At 37.5% G+C, this 17,507-nt stretch carries 15 protein-coding genes and 1 tRNA gene; 12 read left to right on the top strand and 4 right to left on the bottom strand.

All coding sequences use genetic code 11. The annotated features are described in order from the left end of the window. Window positions 1–119: 119 nt before the first annotated feature. The 3 genes from lipB to AADH04_RS11775 are packed head-to-tail and all read right to left on the bottom strand — an operon-like array spanning window position 120 to window position 2,137. Complete coding sequence (lipB, locus tag AADH04_RS11785; protein ID WP_434777471.1) at window positions 120–722, bottom strand: lipoyl(octanoyl) transferase LipB; 603 nt, start codon at window positions 720–722, stop codon at window positions 120–122. Beyond that, entirely contained in the window at window positions 722–988 is a 267-nt protein-coding gene (locus tag AADH04_RS11780) for a YbeD family protein (RefSeq protein WP_434777470.1), read from the bottom strand. Before AADH04_RS11780 ends, lipB begins: the two co-directional genes overlap by 1 nt. Window positions 989–1,024: 36 nt before the next feature. Continuing rightward, window positions 1,025–2,137, bottom strand: a complete 1,113-nt coding sequence (locus tag AADH04_RS11775) for a D-alanyl-D-alanine carboxypeptidase family protein (RefSeq protein ID WP_434779843.1) — start codon at window positions 2,135–2,137, stop codon at window positions 1,025–1,027. Window positions 2,138–2,406: 269 nt separating this feature from the next. Between AADH04_RS11775 and AADH04_RS11770 the strand changes: the two genes are divergently transcribed. Together AADH04_RS11770 and AADH04_RS11765 are read left to right on the top strand one after the other, a co-directional pair. Then, window positions 2,407–3,675 (top strand): O-acetylhomoserine aminocarboxypropyltransferase/cysteine synthase family protein, encoded by a 1,269-nt coding sequence (locus AADH04_RS11770; RefSeq protein ID WP_434777469.1) that lies wholly within the window; start codon window positions 2,407–2,409, stop codon window positions 3,673–3,675. A 19-nt stretch (window positions 3,676–3,694) separates the two neighbouring features. Then, a complete protein-coding gene (locus tag AADH04_RS11765; RefSeq protein ID WP_434777468.1) occupies window positions 3,695–4,090 on the top strand; it encodes a GFA family protein in 396 nt (131 codons plus the stop codon). A 61-nt stretch (window positions 4,091–4,151) separates the two neighbouring features. Here AADH04_RS11765 and AADH04_RS11760 read toward each other — a convergent pair whose 3' ends face one another. Then, window positions 4,152–5,861, bottom strand: a complete 1,710-nt coding sequence (locus tag AADH04_RS11760; protein WP_434777467.1) for a proline--tRNA ligase — start codon at window positions 5,859–5,861, stop codon at window positions 4,152–4,154. Window positions 5,862–6,145: 284 nt separating this feature from the next. On the opposite strand from AADH04_RS11760, the gene AADH04_RS11755 reads away from it, so the two are divergent. The 10 genes from AADH04_RS11755 (at window position 6,146) to ddlA (ending at window position 17,486) form a co-directional block, all read left to right on the top strand. Beyond that, window positions 6,146–6,910, top strand: coding sequence for an exodeoxyribonuclease III (locus tag AADH04_RS11755; RefSeq protein ID WP_434777466.1), 765 nt, complete (start codon window positions 6,146–6,148; stop codon window positions 6,908–6,910). Between the two features lie 2 nt (window positions 6,911–6,912). Beyond that, a complete protein-coding gene (locus tag AADH04_RS11750) occupies window positions 6,913–7,440 on the top strand; it encodes an RBBP9/YdeN family alpha/beta hydrolase (RefSeq protein WP_434777465.1) in 528 nt (175 codons plus the stop codon). A 128-nt stretch (window positions 7,441–7,568) separates the two neighbouring features. Next, window positions 7,569–10,007, top strand: a complete 2,439-nt coding sequence (gene lon, locus AADH04_RS11745; RefSeq protein WP_434777464.1) for an endopeptidase La — start codon at window positions 7,569–7,571, stop codon at window positions 10,005–10,007. Between the two features lie 195 nt (window positions 10,008–10,202). After that, window positions 10,203–10,472, top strand: coding sequence for an HU family DNA-binding protein (locus AADH04_RS11740; RefSeq protein WP_434777463.1), 270 nt, complete (start codon window positions 10,203–10,205; stop codon window positions 10,470–10,472). Between the two features lie 108 nt (window positions 10,473–10,580). Then, entirely contained in the window at window positions 10,581–12,500 is a 1,920-nt protein-coding gene (locus AADH04_RS11735; protein ID WP_434777462.1) for a peptidylprolyl isomerase, read from the top strand. 176 nt (window positions 12,501–12,676) lie between these two features. After that, entirely contained in the window at window positions 12,677–14,572 is a 1,896-nt protein-coding gene (gene htpG / locus AADH04_RS11730) for a molecular chaperone HtpG (RefSeq protein ID WP_434777461.1), read from the top strand. Window positions 14,573–14,680: 108 nt separating this feature from the next. Next, the gene (gene tpiA, locus AADH04_RS11725) at window positions 14,681–15,427 is read left to right on the top strand and encodes a triose-phosphate isomerase (protein WP_434779842.1); all 747 of its coding nucleotides are present in this window, start codon (window positions 14,681–14,683) and stop codon (window positions 15,425–15,427) included. Further along, complete coding sequence (gene secG / locus AADH04_RS11720; protein WP_434777460.1) at window positions 15,428–15,775, top strand: preprotein translocase subunit SecG; 348 nt, start codon at window positions 15,428–15,430, stop codon at window positions 15,773–15,775. Window positions 15,776–15,783: 8 nt separating this feature from the next. After that, window positions 15,784–15,870, top strand: a tRNA-Leu gene (locus AADH04_RS11715). Between the two features lie 557 nt (window positions 15,871–16,427). Beyond that, a complete protein-coding gene (gene ddlA, locus AADH04_RS11710) occupies window positions 16,428–17,486 on the top strand; it encodes a D-alanine--D-alanine ligase (protein WP_434777459.1) in 1,059 nt (352 codons plus the stop codon). Window positions 17,487–17,507: the final 21 nt, after the last annotated feature.

Raw genomic sequence — 17,507 nt, 5'->3', positions numbered from 1 at the left:
CACAAGGTTGAGGACGATGACTCAAAGAAGGGATGAATCCTAACAGGATTTACTTTTTTTCGCAAGCAGTTGGCCAATTTAGCCTAAAATTTAAATGTAAGTTGATCAACAATACTTGATTAATTTAACAGCTGCTGCAAATGTTTTACTAAAATTTCTGCCACTTCATCCACAGAAGGAGGATTGTGCGCTAAATCCTTTATTTGTACTACCTCTAGCCCAGCATAACCACAAGGGTTAATATAAGAAAAAGGTGTCAAATCCATATTCACATTTAAACTTAAACCATGATACACCGCACCATTTCGGATACGTAACCCTAAAGAAGCTATTTTTTTATCTTCTACATAAACACCTGGTGCTTTTACGTCGCCATGGGCAGTAATACCATATTCAGCTAATGTGGCAATAATACTGTTTTCTAATGTTCTAACCAAATCACGTACACTTATTTTGCGACGCTTAAAATCAATTAACGTGTATACAACCAGCTGACCCGGGCCATGATAAGTCACCTGCCCCCCTCGATCAATTTGCACCACTGGGATATCACTATTCACTAAAATATGCTCTGGTTTTCCTGCTAACCCTTGGGTAAAAACAGCTGGATGTTGAACAATCCACAGTTCATCTTCTGTATGCTGATGTCGATTTAATGTAAAATCTTCCATAGCCTTAAATACAGGTTGATAGTCACTTAACCCTAATTTTTTCACTTTCATTAAAACACAACCTTTACCAATGGGTGGCTTGTTAGGGTTAAATAAACGTTATCTAATTGCTCTTTACTTTGAGCAGTAATGGTAATGGTCGCACTGACAAAATTACCTTTACTGCTTAATTTAAGCGTGACATCTTCAGCAACTGTTTGCGGTGCATGCTCCTGCACCGCGTATAACAGGCGCTCACTAAACTCAGGATGACTTTCTCCCATCACTTTTAAGGGGAAGCGACAAGGAAATACCAATAAGCTTTCTTTTTGTTCCATAATAGTCTTCTAAAATAGCATCTCAATAATCTATGATTAAAATGATTTAAACCATAAGATAATACTGTCCCATATACGACCAAATATTCCCGCTTCTTCCACTGCCTCTAAAGCAACAACAGGACGTTCATACAATAGTTTACCTTGGTAGCTCACTTTTAAAACACCTACTTTTTGCCCTTTTTGTATAGGCGCTAATGCAGGCTGATACGTTTCCAAAACAGGGGAAATCTCCTTAGAAGCGCCCTTTGGCACTGTGGCATAGACATCATCAGTAAACCCTATTGGCAACTCATTTTTTTTACCTTTATAAACAGTTACTTTTGAAATAACCTGATTGGCAGAATAAAGTTTGGGTGTTTCATAAAATTGCAACGCCCAATTGAGTAATTTACTGCTTTCATTCGCCCGCTCAATGGCATTTTTAGTGCCTACAACGATGGACAAGACCCTACGCCCATTACGCTTACTTGAGGCAATTAAATTATAACCCGCACTTTCAGTATGTCCTGTTTTTAAACCATCGACACTTGGGTCTCTAAACAACAATAAGTTTCGATTAGGTTGGGTAATATTATTGTACGTAAATGACTTAATACTATAAATTGGGTAATACTCAGGGAAATCTCTCATAATGGCTTTGGATAAAATAGCCAAATCTGCCAAAGTGGTATATAGCTTGGGGTCAGGTAACCCAGAACTATTGGTAAAATTTGTATGTAACATGCCCAAACGTTTAGCTTGATCATTCATTTTCATCACAAATGCTTCTTCACTGCCAGAAATAGCCTCAGCCAAAGTAATACAAGCATCATTACCAGATTGAACTATCATGCCTTTGACGATATCTTCCACAGTAGCTGGGGTTTTAGGATCTAAGAACATACGCGATCCTTCTGCTGCCCAACCTTTTTCAGAAACCGTCAGTTTTTGCTCTAGTGTCAAATGTCCTTCTTTTAAAGCAGCAAAGGTCAAATAAGCCGTCATCAGTTTTGTTAAAGATGCTGGCTCAATTTGTTGATCCATATCTCTAAAAGACAAAATCTGCCCACTTTGCACATCTTCAATTAAATACGCTTTAGCGGCAATTTCTGGGGCTATTGGCGCAGCCTGTGCAATACTGAACCCACTAAAAAGCACAAGTCCCATACCAATATAGGAACGAATGAACAAATGGTTTATTCTATTAAACTTTATCACTGTAAAGACATCCTCAATTATTTAAGTGTATATTATAGCTTTGATTGGTAAAAATAAGTGAATCAACACCATTATTTACGCAGTTTTCCTGCAAAAGGATTTATTTTACATAAAACCCTTTAAACAGCCTATTAAAAATATGTAATTTACTGTTAAGACCAAAAATAAATTAATATTAAACCAGAAATTTATTAATTTATCTATAAAAAGGATTATTCATGAAAGACGCCACCATTGCCTTACATCATGCATTTCAATCGGATCCAGTCACTAAATCAATTGCAGTGCCTATTTATCAAACAGTTGCCTATGAATTTGATAATGCCCAGCATGGTGCAGATTTATTTAATTTAGCTGTCCCTGGCAACATCTATACACGAATAATGAACCCAACCAATGACATACTTGAACAACGCTTAGCCGCACTAGAAGGTGGTATTGCTGCCTTAGCAGTTTCATCTGGCAGTGCCGCAATAAACTATGCCATCCAAACCCTAGCTCAAGCAGGAGACAATATTGTTTCAACCCCTCAATTATATGGCGGTACCTATACTCTATTTGCCCATATGCTACCCAGTTTTGGTGTAAAGGTACGCTTTGCAGAAAATGATAGCCCCGAAGCGATTGCCAAACTAATTGACCATAAAACCAAAGCTGTGTATTGCGAAAGTATCACCAATCCTTCTGGTAATATCGCTGACTTGGAAGGTTTTGCCCAAGTAGCACATCAACACGGTATTCCTTTAATGGTTGATAATACAGTTGCCTCACCTATTTTATGTAAACCCATCCAATATGGTGCAGATATTGTTGTCCATTCCATTACCAAATATGTAGGTGGACATGGAAACTCCTTAGGCGGTGTGATTGTTGATTCAGGTAAATTTCCATGGATAGAGCATAAAGAACGTTTTGCAATGTTTAATAAACCTGAAGAAGCCTATCATGGAGTGGTGTATACAGAATCATTTGGCCCAGCCGCCTTTATTGCTCGAGCAAGAACAGTGCCATTGCGTAATACAGGTTCTGCTCTGTCACCTATGAATGCGTTTTTATTATTACAAGGTTTGGAAACACTGGCACTCAGAATGGAGCGCCATGTAGAAAATGCATTGAAAGTTGCCCATTATCTAAAACAACATAAAAAAGTTGCTTGGGTCAACTACGCAGGTTTAAAAGACCATCCTCAACATCATCTTGCCAAAAAATATATGTCTGGTACACCATCTGCTATCTTATCTTTTGGTTTAAAAGATGGTTATGAAGCAGGTATTCGTTTTTATGATGCGCTTAAAATCTTTAAACGTCTGGTCAATATTGGGGATGCAAAATCACTTGCTTGCCATCCAGCTTCTACAACCCACCGTCAAATGAGTGAAGAAGAGCAACTCAAAGCGGGAGTTCGCCCAGAAATGATTCGCTTATCTATAGGTATAGAAGCAATTGAAGATATTTTAGAAGATTTGGATCAAGCACTATATCAATAAAAACTTTCAGGAGTATTTTATGTTAAAAGGTAGCTGCTTATGTGGTGCAATTGTATATCAATTAAACCAAGCAATTGAGCAAATTGTTTTTTGTCATTGCCACAACTGTCAAAAAGCAACAGGGTCAGCATTTAATTCAGCCGCAGTGATTCAAACCGATCAGTTCAAACTGATCTCTGGGCAAGACCAATTAAAGTCTTTTTCTTCTTCAGTTGGCGTTAATCGGTACTTTTGTAGACAATGTGGCTCCCCTTTATACAGCAGCAGAGATAATGATAAAAACCATTATCGCCTAAGAATTGGCACATTGGACTCTCCAATTGAGCCAAAGAACAAAAGCCATATTTTTACAACCCATAAAGCGGCATGGTTTGATATTTGTGACGATTATCCACAATATAAAGAACGCCCTTAATCAATCTCAACATAAAAAGCATTGGCTTTTAAGCCAATGCTTTTTACTTAACCAATAATCACTATTTTAATTGATCAATAATCTTAGGCACTATTTTATCTACCGCAACTTTTTCCAACACTTTACCTGCTCTTAGTTGATATTCTACTTCATTGACTTGTAGACCTCTATCCCCAATCACTACTCGATGAGGGATACCCAATAGTTCAGAGTCTGCAAGTAATACACCTGCCCGCTCATCCCTATCATCCAATAAAACATCTACCCCTAAATCAAGCAATTGCTGATACAGTTTATTTGCTGCCTCTCGAACAGAGTCGCTTTTATAGTAATTCATGGGCACAATCACTACAGTAAAAGGGGCCATACTATTGGTAAAAATAATACCTGACTCATCAAAATTCTGTTCTATAGCGGCAGCAACGATTCGAGTAATCCCTATACCATAGCACCCCATTTGCATCACTTGGCTTTTGCCATTTTGATCCAAAAATACAGCATTCATCGCTTGGGAGTATTTGTCTTTTAATTGAAACACATGACCAACCTCAATACCCCTAACCAATTTTAAGACACCTTTACCACAAGGGCTTAAATCTCCATCAACCACATTGCGAATATCTACAAACTCTGGCTCTGGCGCATCACAACCATAATTAAACCCAGTATAATGGTAGTCATCTTCATTTGCACCGACCACCATATCGGTTAGATTTTGGGTTGCCAAATCGGCGTACACCTTACCTCTAAATCCTACTGCACCTAAAGAACCTGGATTCGCACCAAAATGCTCCTTAATGGCATCAGCAGAAGCAAAAGTTAAGGGTACTTTCACTCCTGATAACTTCTCTGCTTTTACTTCATTGAGCTGATGATCCCCTCGAAGCAGTAACAATATGGGGCAAGATCCTTCTTCAGCTTCAAGTACAATTGCTTTTACTGTTTTTTCAACAGGTACATTTAAAAACTGAACCAATGCATCAATCGTTTTTACACCAGGAGTGTGAACTTTAGTTAACTGTTCATTTGCTGAAGATCGATCAAATGGCTCAACAAACGCGCTGGCTTTTTCAAGATTCGCCGCATAATCTGAATCAGGACAAAAAGCAATAATATCTTCACCACTTTCAGCCAATACTTGAAACTCATGAGAACCTGAGCCACCAATGCTGCCATTATCTGCCGCTACTGGACGGTACTTAAGCCCTAAGCGATCGAAAATACGGCAGTATGCGTCATACATTTCTTGATAAGTTACTTGTAAAGAATCTAAATCTGTATGAAATGAATAAGCATCTTTCATAATAAATTCTCGCGAACGCATTACCCCAAAACGAGGGCGAATTTCATCGCGAAACTTAGTTTGAATTTGGTATAAATTAACAGGAAGCTGTTTATAGCTGGACACTTCTTTACGAACAATATCCGTCACAACCTCTTCATGAGTTGGCCCTAAGCAAAAATCACGGTCATGTCTATCCTTAAAACGCAACAATTCTTTGCCATATTGCTCCCAACGGCCAGATTCCTGCCATAGCTCAGCAGGTTGTACGGCTGGCATTAATAATTCAACTGAACCCGCTTTATTCATTTCTTCTCGAACAATTTGCTCAACTTTGCGTAAACTACGTATACCCAATGGCATCCAAGAATATAAACCTGAGGCTTCTCGTTTAATTAAACCAGCGCGTAACATCAACTTATGACTTGGTAGCTCAGCTTCTGCTGGCGCCTCTTTTAAAGTACGAATAAAAAACTGACGGGCTTTCATATAAAATATTCTTTACTAAAATAAAAATTGACCATTATTGTACCGTGTTCTCTTAATAAGTTAAAATGGTTAACGTGACCATTTAACAATAAATTTCACTAAATATGTATCAAATATTAAAGCGTTTCAAACAACAGTAATCAATACACAAATATAATTCAACTGGCTATCTACTTAATCAATAAAAATCACATAAGCTCAATTCAATTTATGTTATATTTTGGCAATAAATTCATAATAGTTAAAAAACAACCACACTTTCATATGATTTAGGAGGAATTGAGTTGCGAATCATTAGCGCCAATGTAAATGGAATCCGAGCGGCTGCTCAAAAAGGATTCTTTGATTACCTATCAAAAAGCAATGCTGACGTTGTTTGTTTACAAGAAGTCAAAGCACACTTATGTGATTTACACGAAAACATTCTTTCACCCCATGGCTACCATGGCGTATTTGAGTGCGCTCAGAAAAAAGGCTATAGTGGCGTAGCCATTTACAGTAAAGAAAAACCCATTAATGTTCAAAATGGTTTAGGTATCCCAGAGTTTGATGCTGAAGGTCGTTTTATTCGTATTGACTTCAAAGATACTGCCGTTTTATCTTGGTACTTACCTTCTGGCAGTAGTTCAGAAGAAAGACAAGAGGCTAAATATCGTGCTTTAGATGCGCTTTTGCCTGTTTTAAAACAAATGATTAATGAGCCTAAAAACATTGTCATTTGTGGCGATTGGAATATTGCCCATCAAAATATTGATCTAAAAAACTGGAAAGCCAATCAAAAAAACTCTGGTTTTTTGCCAGAAGAAAGAGCGTGGCTCAGCCACGTACTAGAAGAAATTGGTTGGGTCGATATTTGGCGTACACTCTATCCAGAAGAGCCTGGTTATACTTGGTGGAGCTATCGTGGTCAAGCCTATGCAAAAGATGTAGGCTGGAGAATAGATTATCAAATAGTCTCGCCCCAAATGGCAAAAAAAGCACAAAGCGCCCATGTATATAAAGATGAACGCTTTTCTGATCATGCCCCTTTAATTGTGGACTACGCCTAAAAATGCTTGATCTTGAAGAGATGACTTTGCTGGCTATTATGGATGAAGATGAACCTACTAAAGGACATTGGTTACGCTTTTGGCAACGAAACTATCCTTTATCTCAAGAAATCATTTGTTCAGCACACAAGCCTATTTCTGAGGCGATTGCTTCTATTTCCCAGACAATAACAAAAATAGAAACCAAAGTATTCATTGTGACTCATGGTTTTGGCGGCATCGCTTTATTAGAGTGGGCAAAACAAGCTTCCTTGTTGGATCAAAAACAAATTTGCTCGTCTTTAGTTGCGGCGCCCACATTAAAGATGCCGTTGCCTGAACATTTTTACCCCATTACCATTAACTTCCCCATGCTCATTGTTGGTAGCAACAATGACACTCTGTGCTCTCTTAGTTGTGCTCAAGATTTAGCCAACAAAATTAATACACGTTTTTATAATGCGGGCAATATTGGCCATATTAATGCCCAATCAAATATTGGCTCATGGGAGCAAGGTATGCGTTTAATGCAAGCCTTACTGTTGACATAATTTTCTTTATCCGTTTCCACTTTAAAAACGGCCTTCTGTCGTAAATAAATCATAAAGAAAATAAAAGTGAACTTGAAATTAACTTAACTTGGCTCCACTTAGATAGAAAATTAACACTGAGGTTAAAAATGTCCGAACAAAACACACCAATTCTAGAAGCATTGCCTGTTTTGCCACTACGAGATGTCGTGGTCTTTCCGCATATGGTACTACCATTATTTGTTGGTAGAGACTACTCTATTGCGGCATTAGAACAAGCTATGGATAATGATAGCCCAGTATTTTTATTGGCACAAAAAAATCCAAATCAAGAAGAACCCAGCCCTGACGATTTATATCAAATTGGTACTGTAGCGACTATTTTACAAATGCTTAAACTACCTGATGGCACAGTTAAAGTATTGGTAGAAGGTCAATATCGTGCCAAACGCACCAATTTAACCGATAACGGCAAATTCTTTGAGTCAACATTTGAACAAATAGAAGAAGTTGAAGTTGACGGCATAGATAAAGATATTGAAGCAATGCGCCGTGCATTGATTAACCAATTTGAACAATTGGTTAAAATCAATAAAAAAATTCCAGTAGAAGTAATCAACAATATCATCACCATTGAAGAAAATGGTCGATTAATTGACACCATTGCGGCACATTTACAATTAAAACTGGATCAGCGCCAAGAAGTACTCGCACTATTGGATACCAAAGACCGTCTAAACTATTTAATTGAACAAATAGAAGCAGAAATCGATATTTTACAGGTAGAAAAACGTATTCGTGGCCGAGTCAAAAGACAGATGGAAAAAAGTCAACGTGACTACTATCTAAACGAACAAATAAAAGCCATTCAAAAAGAACTTGGAGATGATGAAGACGCCAATGAGCTGGATGAACTGGAAAAACAAATCAATTCAGTTGGCTTTAGCAAAGAAGCCAAAGAAAAAGCATTAAGTGAACTGAAAAAACTAAAAATGATGTCCCCCATGTCAGCAGAAGCAACTGTTGTCAGAACCTATATTGACACATTGTTAAATCTTCCTTGGAAAAAAAGAACAAAAGTCAATAAAGACATCAAAAAAGCAGAAGACATTTTAAATCAGGATCATTATGGCCTTGAAAAAGTAAAAGAACGCATTTTAGAGTATTTAGCAGTACAAAAACGAGTAGATAAAATTAAAGGCCCTATCTTGTGTTTAGTAGGCCCTCCTGGTGTGGGTAAAACCTCTTTAGGAGAATCAATTGCCAAGGCAACAGGTCGTAACTATGTACGTATGGCTCTAGGTGGTGTACGTGATGAAAGCGAAATCAGAGGACATAGACGTACCTATATCGGTTCTATGCCAGGGAAAATTTTGCAAAATATGACCAAAGTTGGCGTTAAAAACCCGCTATTCTTATTGGACGAAATCGATAAAATGGCTCAGGATTTTCGTGGAGACCCTGCCAGTGCATTATTAGAGGTTCTTGATCCAGAACAGAATCATTCATTTGTTGACCATTATGCTGAAGTTGAATATGACTTGTCCGATGTGATGTTTATTGCCACGGCCAACTCTTTGAATATTCCCCCTGCTTTAATGGACAGAATGGAAATCATTCGTCTATCTGGCTATGTGGAAGACGAAAAAATCAATATAGCCAGCAACTACCTTGTCCCTAAACAGAAAAAAGTCAATGGTGTACAAGAAGATGAAGCACACATACATGAAGATGCGATTCGAGATATTGTTCGTTACTATACTCGTGAGGCAGGAGTGCGCTCTTTAGATAGAGAAATAGCCAAAATTTTCCGCAAAGTCATCACTAAAGACAGTTTAGCCACCCCCATAGCACCCACAAGAGGCAGAAAAGCAAAAACAGCCACAACAACTGAAATAACCACAAATAACCTAGTTGATTTCTTAGGTGTGCGTCGTTTTGATTTTGGTGTGGCACAATCAGAAAACCGTGTGGGACAGGTAACAGGACTTGCTTGGACAGAAGTGGGGGGAGAATTACTGACCATTGAAGCTGTTGCCTTAAAAGGCAAAGGGCAAATTATTCGCACAGGTCAATTAGGCGAAGTGATGCAAGAATCCATTACTGCGGCTTTAAGTGTTGTGCGTTATCGGGCAGAATCGCTTGGACTTACTGCCGATTTTTATGAAAAACAAGACATTCATGTCCATGTACCAGAAGGCGCAACACCTAAAGATGGCCCAAGTGCAGGTATTGGCATGACCGTTGCCATTGTTTCTGCTTTAACCAATATACCAGTACATGCTAATGTCGCCATGACAGGCGAAGTAACGTTACGTGGAGAAGTTTTACCCATTGGTGGGCTGAAAGAGAAACTACTGGCGGCACAACGTGGCGGTATTAAACATGTTCTGATTCCGAAAGACAATGTAAAGGACTTAGAAGAGATTCCCGATAATATTAAAAACAAGCTGACCATTCATCCTGTCAAATGGATAGATGAGGTGTTTTCACTGAGTTTAGAAAAGCTGCCAACGGCCCAAATTAATATTATTCCGGAGCCTAAAAAAGTGACCAGAAGTAAACTAGCAAGTACACCAAAACACTAAATTAGTGATACTTTTTATGATGAAAAGCGAATTTTACATAAATAAATTTGATTTTATGCATATCGCCGCTTGACACACTGATTTTAGCCTTGCTATAAAGCAACCTGTATCACGTGAGAAGATTTAAGTATTAATCACAAAATTTATTTAATTTTTGTTACAAGCCTAAAATAACCTTAGAGAAAGGGGACTTAAGTGAACAAGTCTGAATTAATTGAAGCAATTGCACAAAATGCTGATATTTCAAAAGCTGCTGCTGGTAAAGCCCTAGATGGTATGATCAAAGCAGTTACTGAAAGCCTAAAAAAAGGTGACAATGTCACTTTAGTTGGGTTTGGTACATTCTATGTTGGTGAACGTGCTGAACGTAACGGTCGCAATCCTAAAACTGGCGCAGCGATTAAAATCCCTGCAGCAAAAACACCTAAATTCCGTGCAGGTAAAGCACTTAAAGACGCTCTATAATTGAGTGCCTAAGGTGTATTCTATAAGGTGAACTGAATTTAGTTCACCTTTTTGTTTATTTGCTTGCTAAAATAGCTGTTTTAACTTAATTAACACAAAGACAATACCATGTTCCATGCCGTAGAAAAATTTCAAACACCCGCCAAGATTATCTTAGGCCTCATTGCACTTACTTTTGTTGGTGGCGTTGGTTATCAGTTTTCAGATATGGGTGGCCCAGAAGGTAGCTATATTACTGCCGTTGGTGACAGTTCTGTATCAACTGAAGAAATCAAAAATATAATCGAAGCACAACAACTTGAACAATCAGATCAAATGAATGAAGCCGTTTATATACAGCTTCTCAGACAAAAATATCTCATTGAAGCTGCAAAAAGAATGGGGTTTGTGGTTTCTCAAGATGAACTGACAAAAAAACTAAAAGAAGAAATTATTGCTATTCAAGCTTTCCAAGAAAATGGCACATTTAGCCAGAAAAAATACGATGAATTTTTAAAATCACGCAATATTACAGAAAGATTGTTTGTTCAAGCACGTCTTAAAGAAATGACGGAACAAGCTTATTTAATGGATATGTTCACCATTTTACAAATGGGACAATTTAGTACAGAACAACAAATTGAACAATTAACCAAAATACAAACCGCCGTTAAAGTGGTTCGTACCACCCTATTTAACCCAGAACGCTATATTGATAAAGTTGTCGTTAACGACAAAGACCTACAAAAATTTTACGACACCCGCAAAGAAGACTTTGCCCAAAAAGCAGCCATAAAAATGGATGTATTAACTTTATCCATTCCTGAATTAGCTGCTAAAGAAACCATCACAGATGCTGAAATCAAAGCCTTTTTCGATGCCAATCAGGCAAGATTCAACCGTCCTGAAAGACAGGTTTCACATATTTTATTGACTGTTCCTGCAGGAGCAGATGAAACAGAAAAAGAAAAAGTTAAAAAAGAAGCCGAAAAAGTACTTGCTGAAGTCAAAGCCAATCCAAACGATTTTGCTGCTTTGGCAAAAAAATACTCAAAAGACCCATCTGCAGCCAATGGTGGGGACTTAGGTTATTTTGCACAAGATGGCACAATGGTCAAAGCGTTTGAAGATGCAGCCTTTTCTATGAAAAAAGGTGAAGTCAGCACTCATTTAGTTGAAACACCCTTTGGTTATCATATTCTGAAAGTAATGAATATCAAGGAAGGAAAAAAAACGGTTCAAGAGGTTAAAGCACAAATTGAGCCCGAATTAAAACTTCAAAAAGCACAAGCTAGCTTTGCGGACAAGCAAAAGAAACTGGTGGAATTAACCAGTAAACACAATACAGAACTGACAACTGCTGCTAAAGAACTAGGCTTAACTGTTCAATCTATTCCTGAATGGATGACAAAAGAACAATTAACTACCTTAAATTTCCCAGAAGCTGCTGTTAATGCCATTTTTACAGACAATGTTTTAAATGGTAAAAATTCTGGGTTGATTACTGTAGATGCCAACACCGTGTTTGTGATGAGAGCAAAAGAAACACAACAAGCAAAAACTTTTACCTTAGCTGAAATCAAACCTAAAGTAGAAGCCGTGTTTAAACTGGAAGAAGCAAAAAAACTGGCTTTAAAAGCCGCGCAAGATGCAGACGCCAAATTGACAAAAGGTGAAACGGTTGAAGGTATTACTTGGGACAAAGAAACAACCGATTTAACCCTAGATAAAATGCAAGCTCTGCCTGAAGAAACAAGAAAAGCTTTGGTTTCACTTCGTGTCAAAAAAGATCAACCAGCTTACTTGGTTTCTGACACAATTCAAGGTCCATTATTAATTAAAGTGGAAAGTGAAAAAGAAGCAGATTCACAAATAAGGGAAATGGTTGCTAATCAGATAAAAGGATTATTAAATAATGTCACCATTGATCGCAATAGTGCTGCTTATTTAAGATATCTTGCGACTATATTAAAAGAAAAATCAGGCGCAGAACCTTCTCCAATTAAAAGTGCTGCTCCAGCACCAGCAACCCCTCCTGTAGCCAAATAATTTCTCATTTTATATTTTTAAATAGCCTTGTATGATAAAAGGCTATTTTTATGTCTGAATACCGACCAATATATTCATATTTTTTTCTTGATCATACTTGAAATAAACAAAACACCCCTTATTTTATAAGTCATTCAGACGAACTATCTTTAAAAGAATTTAGAAGGATTTAATGCATGAAAAAAACCCTAGGATTTCAAACTGAAGTCAAACAACTGTTACAATTAATGATTCATTCTTTATATTCTAATAAAGAAATATTTTTGCGAGAACTGATCAGTAATGCTGCGGATGCAGAAGACAAACTACGTTTTGAAGCATTAAATAAACCTGAATTACTGGAAAATGACGGTGAGCTTAAAATCACAGTCACCACCAATGCTGAACAAAAAACCATCACCATTGAAGACAATGGTATTGGTATGAACGAAGAAGAAGCGATCGAACACTTAGGTACAATTGCAAAATCAGGCACCAAAGCCTTTTTTGAACAACTCACTGGCGACGCTCAAAAAGATGCTCATTTAATTGGGCAATTTGGTGTAGGTTTTTACTCTTCCTTTATTGTGGCAGATGAAGTTACGGTTGAAAGTCGCCGTGCAGGCATAGATGCAGACAAAGCTGTACGCTGGCAAAGTAAAGGAGATGGCGATTTCTCTATTGAAACCATCACCAAAGAGAGCAGAGGCACCAAAGTGATCTTGCACTTAAAAGAAGATGAACAAGACTTTTTATCTGACTGGACACTTCGTCGTATTGTCACAACCTATTCTGACCATATCAGTGTGCCAATTTACATGAAAAAAGCCCCTGAATATGATGATGAAGGTAATGTTAAACCAAGCGATGAATTAGAAATTGTCAATCAAGCACAAGCTTTATGGGCACGAAGTAAAAACGATATTACCGATGAGCAATATCAAGAATTTTATAAACACACCTCTCACGATTTTAGAGAGGCCTTAGCTTGGACACATGCAAAAGTAGAAGGCAAACAAGATTATACTGAATTATTGTATATTCCTAAGCATGCACCATTTGATTTATACGAAAGAGAACGCAAAAGTGGTGTCAAACTTTATGTTCGCCGTGTCTTCATTATGGAAGACACCCAAAAACTCATGCCACAATACTTACGATTTATTCGCGGCGTCATTGACAGTAATGACTTGCCTTTAAACGTTTCGCGTGAAATTCTCCAAGAGAGTAAAGATTTAGACTTAATCCGCTCAGGATGCGTCAAAAAAGTATTGAGTTTATTGGAAGATTTAGCAAGCAACAAACCAGAAGACTATAAAATTTTCTGGCAAACCTTTGGGCAAGTATTTAAAGAAGGTGTCGGCGAAGATTTTGCCAATCAAGAACGTATTGCCAAACTATTACGCTTTAACAGCACATTTAATCAAAACGAAGAATACTCTGTTTCATTTGCAGACTATGTGTCTAGAATGAAAGAAGGGCAGGATAAGATTTATTATATTACTGCAGACTCATATGCTGCAGCAAAAAATAGCCCTCACCTTGAAGTATTCTTACAAAAAGACATTGAAGTATTACTGCTGACTGACCGTATTGATGAATGGGTTGTTGGTTCATTACCTCAATTTGATGACAAAAAACTGGTCAATGTAGCCAAAGGTGATTTGGATCTTGGTCAACTGGATACAGAAGAAGATAAAAAAGCGCAAGAACAGGCGCAAGAAGAAGCCAAGGATGTGCTACAAACCATTAAAAACATCTTAGGCGATAAAGTAGAAAATGTGCGCGCCAGTACACGTTTGACACAAAGCCCTGCTTGTTTAGTGGTGGGGGAACATGATATGAGTGCTCATTTAGCACGCATGCTGGAAGCGGCAGGTGCAGCAAATCAAATTCCTGAAAACAAACCTACCTTAGAAATCAACCCAAATCATGTATTGATTAAACGTTTAGAATCAGAGCAATCCACAGAAAAACAAGCTGATTTAACATGGCTGTTATTTGATCAAGCATTGCTTGCTGAAGGCGGTAAATTGGATGACCCTGCAACATTCGTCAAAAGAATGAATAATCTTTTAATTGAACTTAATTAAAAGATTCAACAAACAATCAGGCTTGTTTAAACATCAGCCTGATTGTTTTTTATCAATAATCCAATATAATGATTGGATTATAGAATTAAAATAATTTAAGGGGAAATGATGCTCAAACAAAAATGGATTCTGGGCAACTGGAAAATGAATGGTCGACAGGAGCAAAATCAAATATTATTAGACGGTTTGGCTCATTTAAACATTGAACAAAATATGCAAGTTGGCATTGCACCACCCTACCCTTATCTTCATCAAAGCGTCAGCAGTTTAAAAAACACAACTCTTTTAACAGGTGCACAAGACATTAGTGCCTTTGCAGAAGATGGCGCTTATACGGGCGAAGTATCCGCAGCGATATTAAAAGACTGTGGCATCAGCTTCACCTTAATTGGCCACTCAGAAAGACGACAATACTTCAAAGAAAGCAATGATATATTGGCAAAAAAACTCACTAATGCACATAATAATGGGTTAACTGCCATATTTTGCGTTGGTGAAGACCTACAACAACGTGAAGCAAACAAGGCATATTCAGTTGTCAGTGCCCAGTTAGATGTATTGGATACTATTGGCTATGATCAACCTATTATTGTTGCCTATGAGCCTGTATGGGCCATTGGCACAGGCAAAGTTGCCACGCTTGAACAAATAGAAGCCATGCACCAACATATTTATAGCCATCTCTTGTCAAAAGGAGCAAACACTGCTAATATCCGAGTCCTTTATGGTGGTAGTGTAAATGTCGAAAATGCGGCGACAATTTTTGCCACCCCCAAGGTAGATGGTGTTTTGGTTGGCGGAGCTTCGCTTAACCTCGACAGCTTTACTCAAATTATTAAGGTTATAAACAAATAAATGGAAGCATTAAAAACCCTATTTTGGATTATCAACATTCTTTCTGCGATTGTTCTGATTGTATTAATTTTAATGCAACATGGTAAAGGTGCAGATGCTGGAGCAGCCTTTGGTTCAGGTAGTGCGCAAGGGGTTTTTGGTGCATCTGGTTCGGCAAACTTTCTTAGCCGTGGTACTGCTGTTGCCGCTATTGCATTTTTCAGTACCTGTTTGATATTAGGCTATATTGCCGCTCATTCTGGTAAGAATATGCTTGGATTACAAGATGGAGAGAAACCTGCGGCGGTGACTCAACCGGCGACACCACAACCCGTGCCAGCGAAACCTGCAGTGATTCCTGAGCAATAACAAAAAAAGCCGATATGGTGGAATTGGTAGACACGCTGTCTTGAGGGGGCAGTGACCGTAAGGTCGTGTGAGTTCAAATCTCACTATCGGCACCATTAATGTTCCAGAAGGGCTCATACCTTACTCTAATAGTTGTTCTATACCTTTATGTTGCCCCCTCATCATATAGAGAGGCAGAATAAGTTATAGGAAAAAACCGTAAAGCTGTGTCTCCAATTTCTAAATAATAGTTACTCTCATTTTCACCATTAACAACTTTGACTAAAAACGGATAACCCTATGATAAAGCTGGACGTTTTGCTTACATTTCTTCTTTAAATTTTTCTAGATAGTGACTAAGGTTACTGTTTGTTCATTATGCACTATGACAAAATATAAATCCTATTTTTTGATCATCACTTAAAATCATCAATTTATTTGGTGTCTAATACATCAACGCCAATTTCAATAATAAAGGCAAAAATTTTAAATCATTTAATAATAGCGATTGATTGTCTTAAAAACAAAAAATGCCTATCATCCATCCATTCCAAACAACTGTTATTTAAAAAGGTAAATAAGTATAAGTATGGTCAGTATAAAAAAACTGCCTTTATAATATAATTCACACAAGAATTCACAATAGTTTTTGATTAAAATATAGGAATAAATAATGAAAAAAACACATGTAGGGATTGTATTTGGTGGAAAATCGTCTGAACATCAAATTTCTTTACTTTCTGCAAAAAATATTATTGAAGCCATCGATCCAAAAATTTTTGACCTGTCTTTAATTGGGGTTGATTCCAAAGGCGTTTGGCGACTATATGACCAACAACATTATTTAGCATATGCGGACGATCCTAATAAAATATCACTGGTTCAATCAGAAAAGATTTTGGCATTTATGCCAACAGAAAACCAAGTAACCATTATTGATACTCAAACACAAGAACCTATTCGTACACCTGATGTAATTTTCCCAATTATCCATGGTGCACATGGAGAAGATGGTACATTACAAGGCTTTTTTGAAATCCTGAACATTCCTTATGTTGGCTCAAAGGTATTAAGCTCGGCTATTTGTATGGATAAAGATATCGCCAAAAAACTGCTACGGGATGCGGGAATTAAAGTGGCTCCTTTTGTCACCCTAACGAATGCTAAAGAAACGGTAAAATTTACTGAGTTAGAAAAATCGCTTGGTGCTTGCTTATTTATTAAACCTGCGAATGAAGGCTCTTCAGTTGGTGTTTCTAAAGCAACAGATCAACAATCTTTAGATGCTGCCATAAAACTGGCATTTTCTTTTGATCATAAGGTGATTATCGAAACTGCAATCAACGGCAAAGAAGTCGAATGTGCTGTACTTGGCTCAACCTTAGCACCTAAAGCCAGTGTATGCGGTGAAGTTGTTTCTCAAGCTGATTTTTATTCATATGAGGCAAAATATATTGATAATCGTTCTAGCACAATTATCCCAGCCCATATTGATGAACATATTCAAGAAAAAATCGGTCAAGCCGCGATTCAGGCTTATCAAACTCTTGGTTGTACTGGTTTAGCCAGAGTAGATTTTTTCCTCACTACTGACAATGAACTGATCCTGAACGAAGTCAATACCTTACCTGGGTTTACTAATATCAGCATGTACCCTAAACTTTGGGAAAAAAGTGGCATCAACTATTCTGATTTAATTACTTATCTCATCAATCAAGCCATAACCAATTGATTTAAATTTAATTTAAAAAAG

The organism is Neisseria sp. Ec49-e6-T10, from assembly GCF_051132615.1.
GTDB lineage: Bacteria > Pseudomonadota > Gammaproteobacteria > Burkholderiales > Neisseriaceae.
This window is presented reverse-complemented; position numbering and strand designations above follow the sequence as displayed.

Excerpts from the sequence above, each read along its gene's own strand:
- tpiA (WP_434779842.1), top strand. The coding sequence starts at position 14,681 with ATGCTCAAACAAAAATGGATTCTGGGCAACTGGAAAATGAATGGTCGA.
- AADH04_RS11775 (WP_434779843.1), bottom strand. The coding sequence starts at position 2,137 with ATGGGACTTGTGCTTTTTAGTGGGTTCAGTATTGCACAGGCTGCGCCA.
- AADH04_RS11760 (WP_434777467.1), bottom strand. The coding sequence starts at position 5,861 with ATGAAAGCCCGTCAGTTTTTTATTCGTACTTTAAAAGAGGCGCCAGCA.
- lipB (WP_434777471.1), bottom strand. The coding sequence starts at position 722 with ATGAAAGTGAAAAAATTAGGGTTAAGTGACTATCAACCTGTATTTAAG.
- AADH04_RS11770 (WP_434777469.1), top strand. The coding sequence starts at position 2,407 with ATGAAAGACGCCACCATTGCCTTACATCATGCATTTCAATCGGATCCA.
- AADH04_RS11765 (WP_434777468.1), top strand. The coding sequence starts at position 3,695 with ATGTTAAAAGGTAGCTGCTTATGTGGTGCAATTGTATATCAATTAAAC.
- AADH04_RS11750 (WP_434777465.1), top strand. The coding sequence starts at position 6,913 with ATGCTTGATCTTGAAGAGATGACTTTGCTGGCTATTATGGATGAAGAT.
- ddlA (WP_434777459.1), top strand. The coding sequence starts at position 16,428 with ATGAAAAAAACACATGTAGGGATTGTATTTGGTGGAAAATCGTCTGAA.
- secG (WP_434777460.1), top strand. The coding sequence starts at position 15,428 with ATGGAAGCATTAAAAACCCTATTTTGGATTATCAACATTCTTTCTGCG.
- htpG (WP_434777461.1), top strand. The coding sequence starts at position 12,677 with ATGAAAAAAACCCTAGGATTTCAAACTGAAGTCAAACAACTGTTACAA.
- AADH04_RS11780 (WP_434777470.1), bottom strand. The coding sequence starts at position 988 with ATGGAACAAAAAGAAAGCTTATTGGTATTTCCTTGTCGCTTCCCCTTA.
- lon (WP_434777464.1), top strand. The coding sequence starts at position 7,569 with ATGTCCGAACAAAACACACCAATTCTAGAAGCATTGCCTGTTTTGCCA.
- AADH04_RS11735 (WP_434777462.1), top strand. The coding sequence starts at position 10,581 with ATGTTCCATGCCGTAGAAAAATTTCAAACACCCGCCAAGATTATCTTA.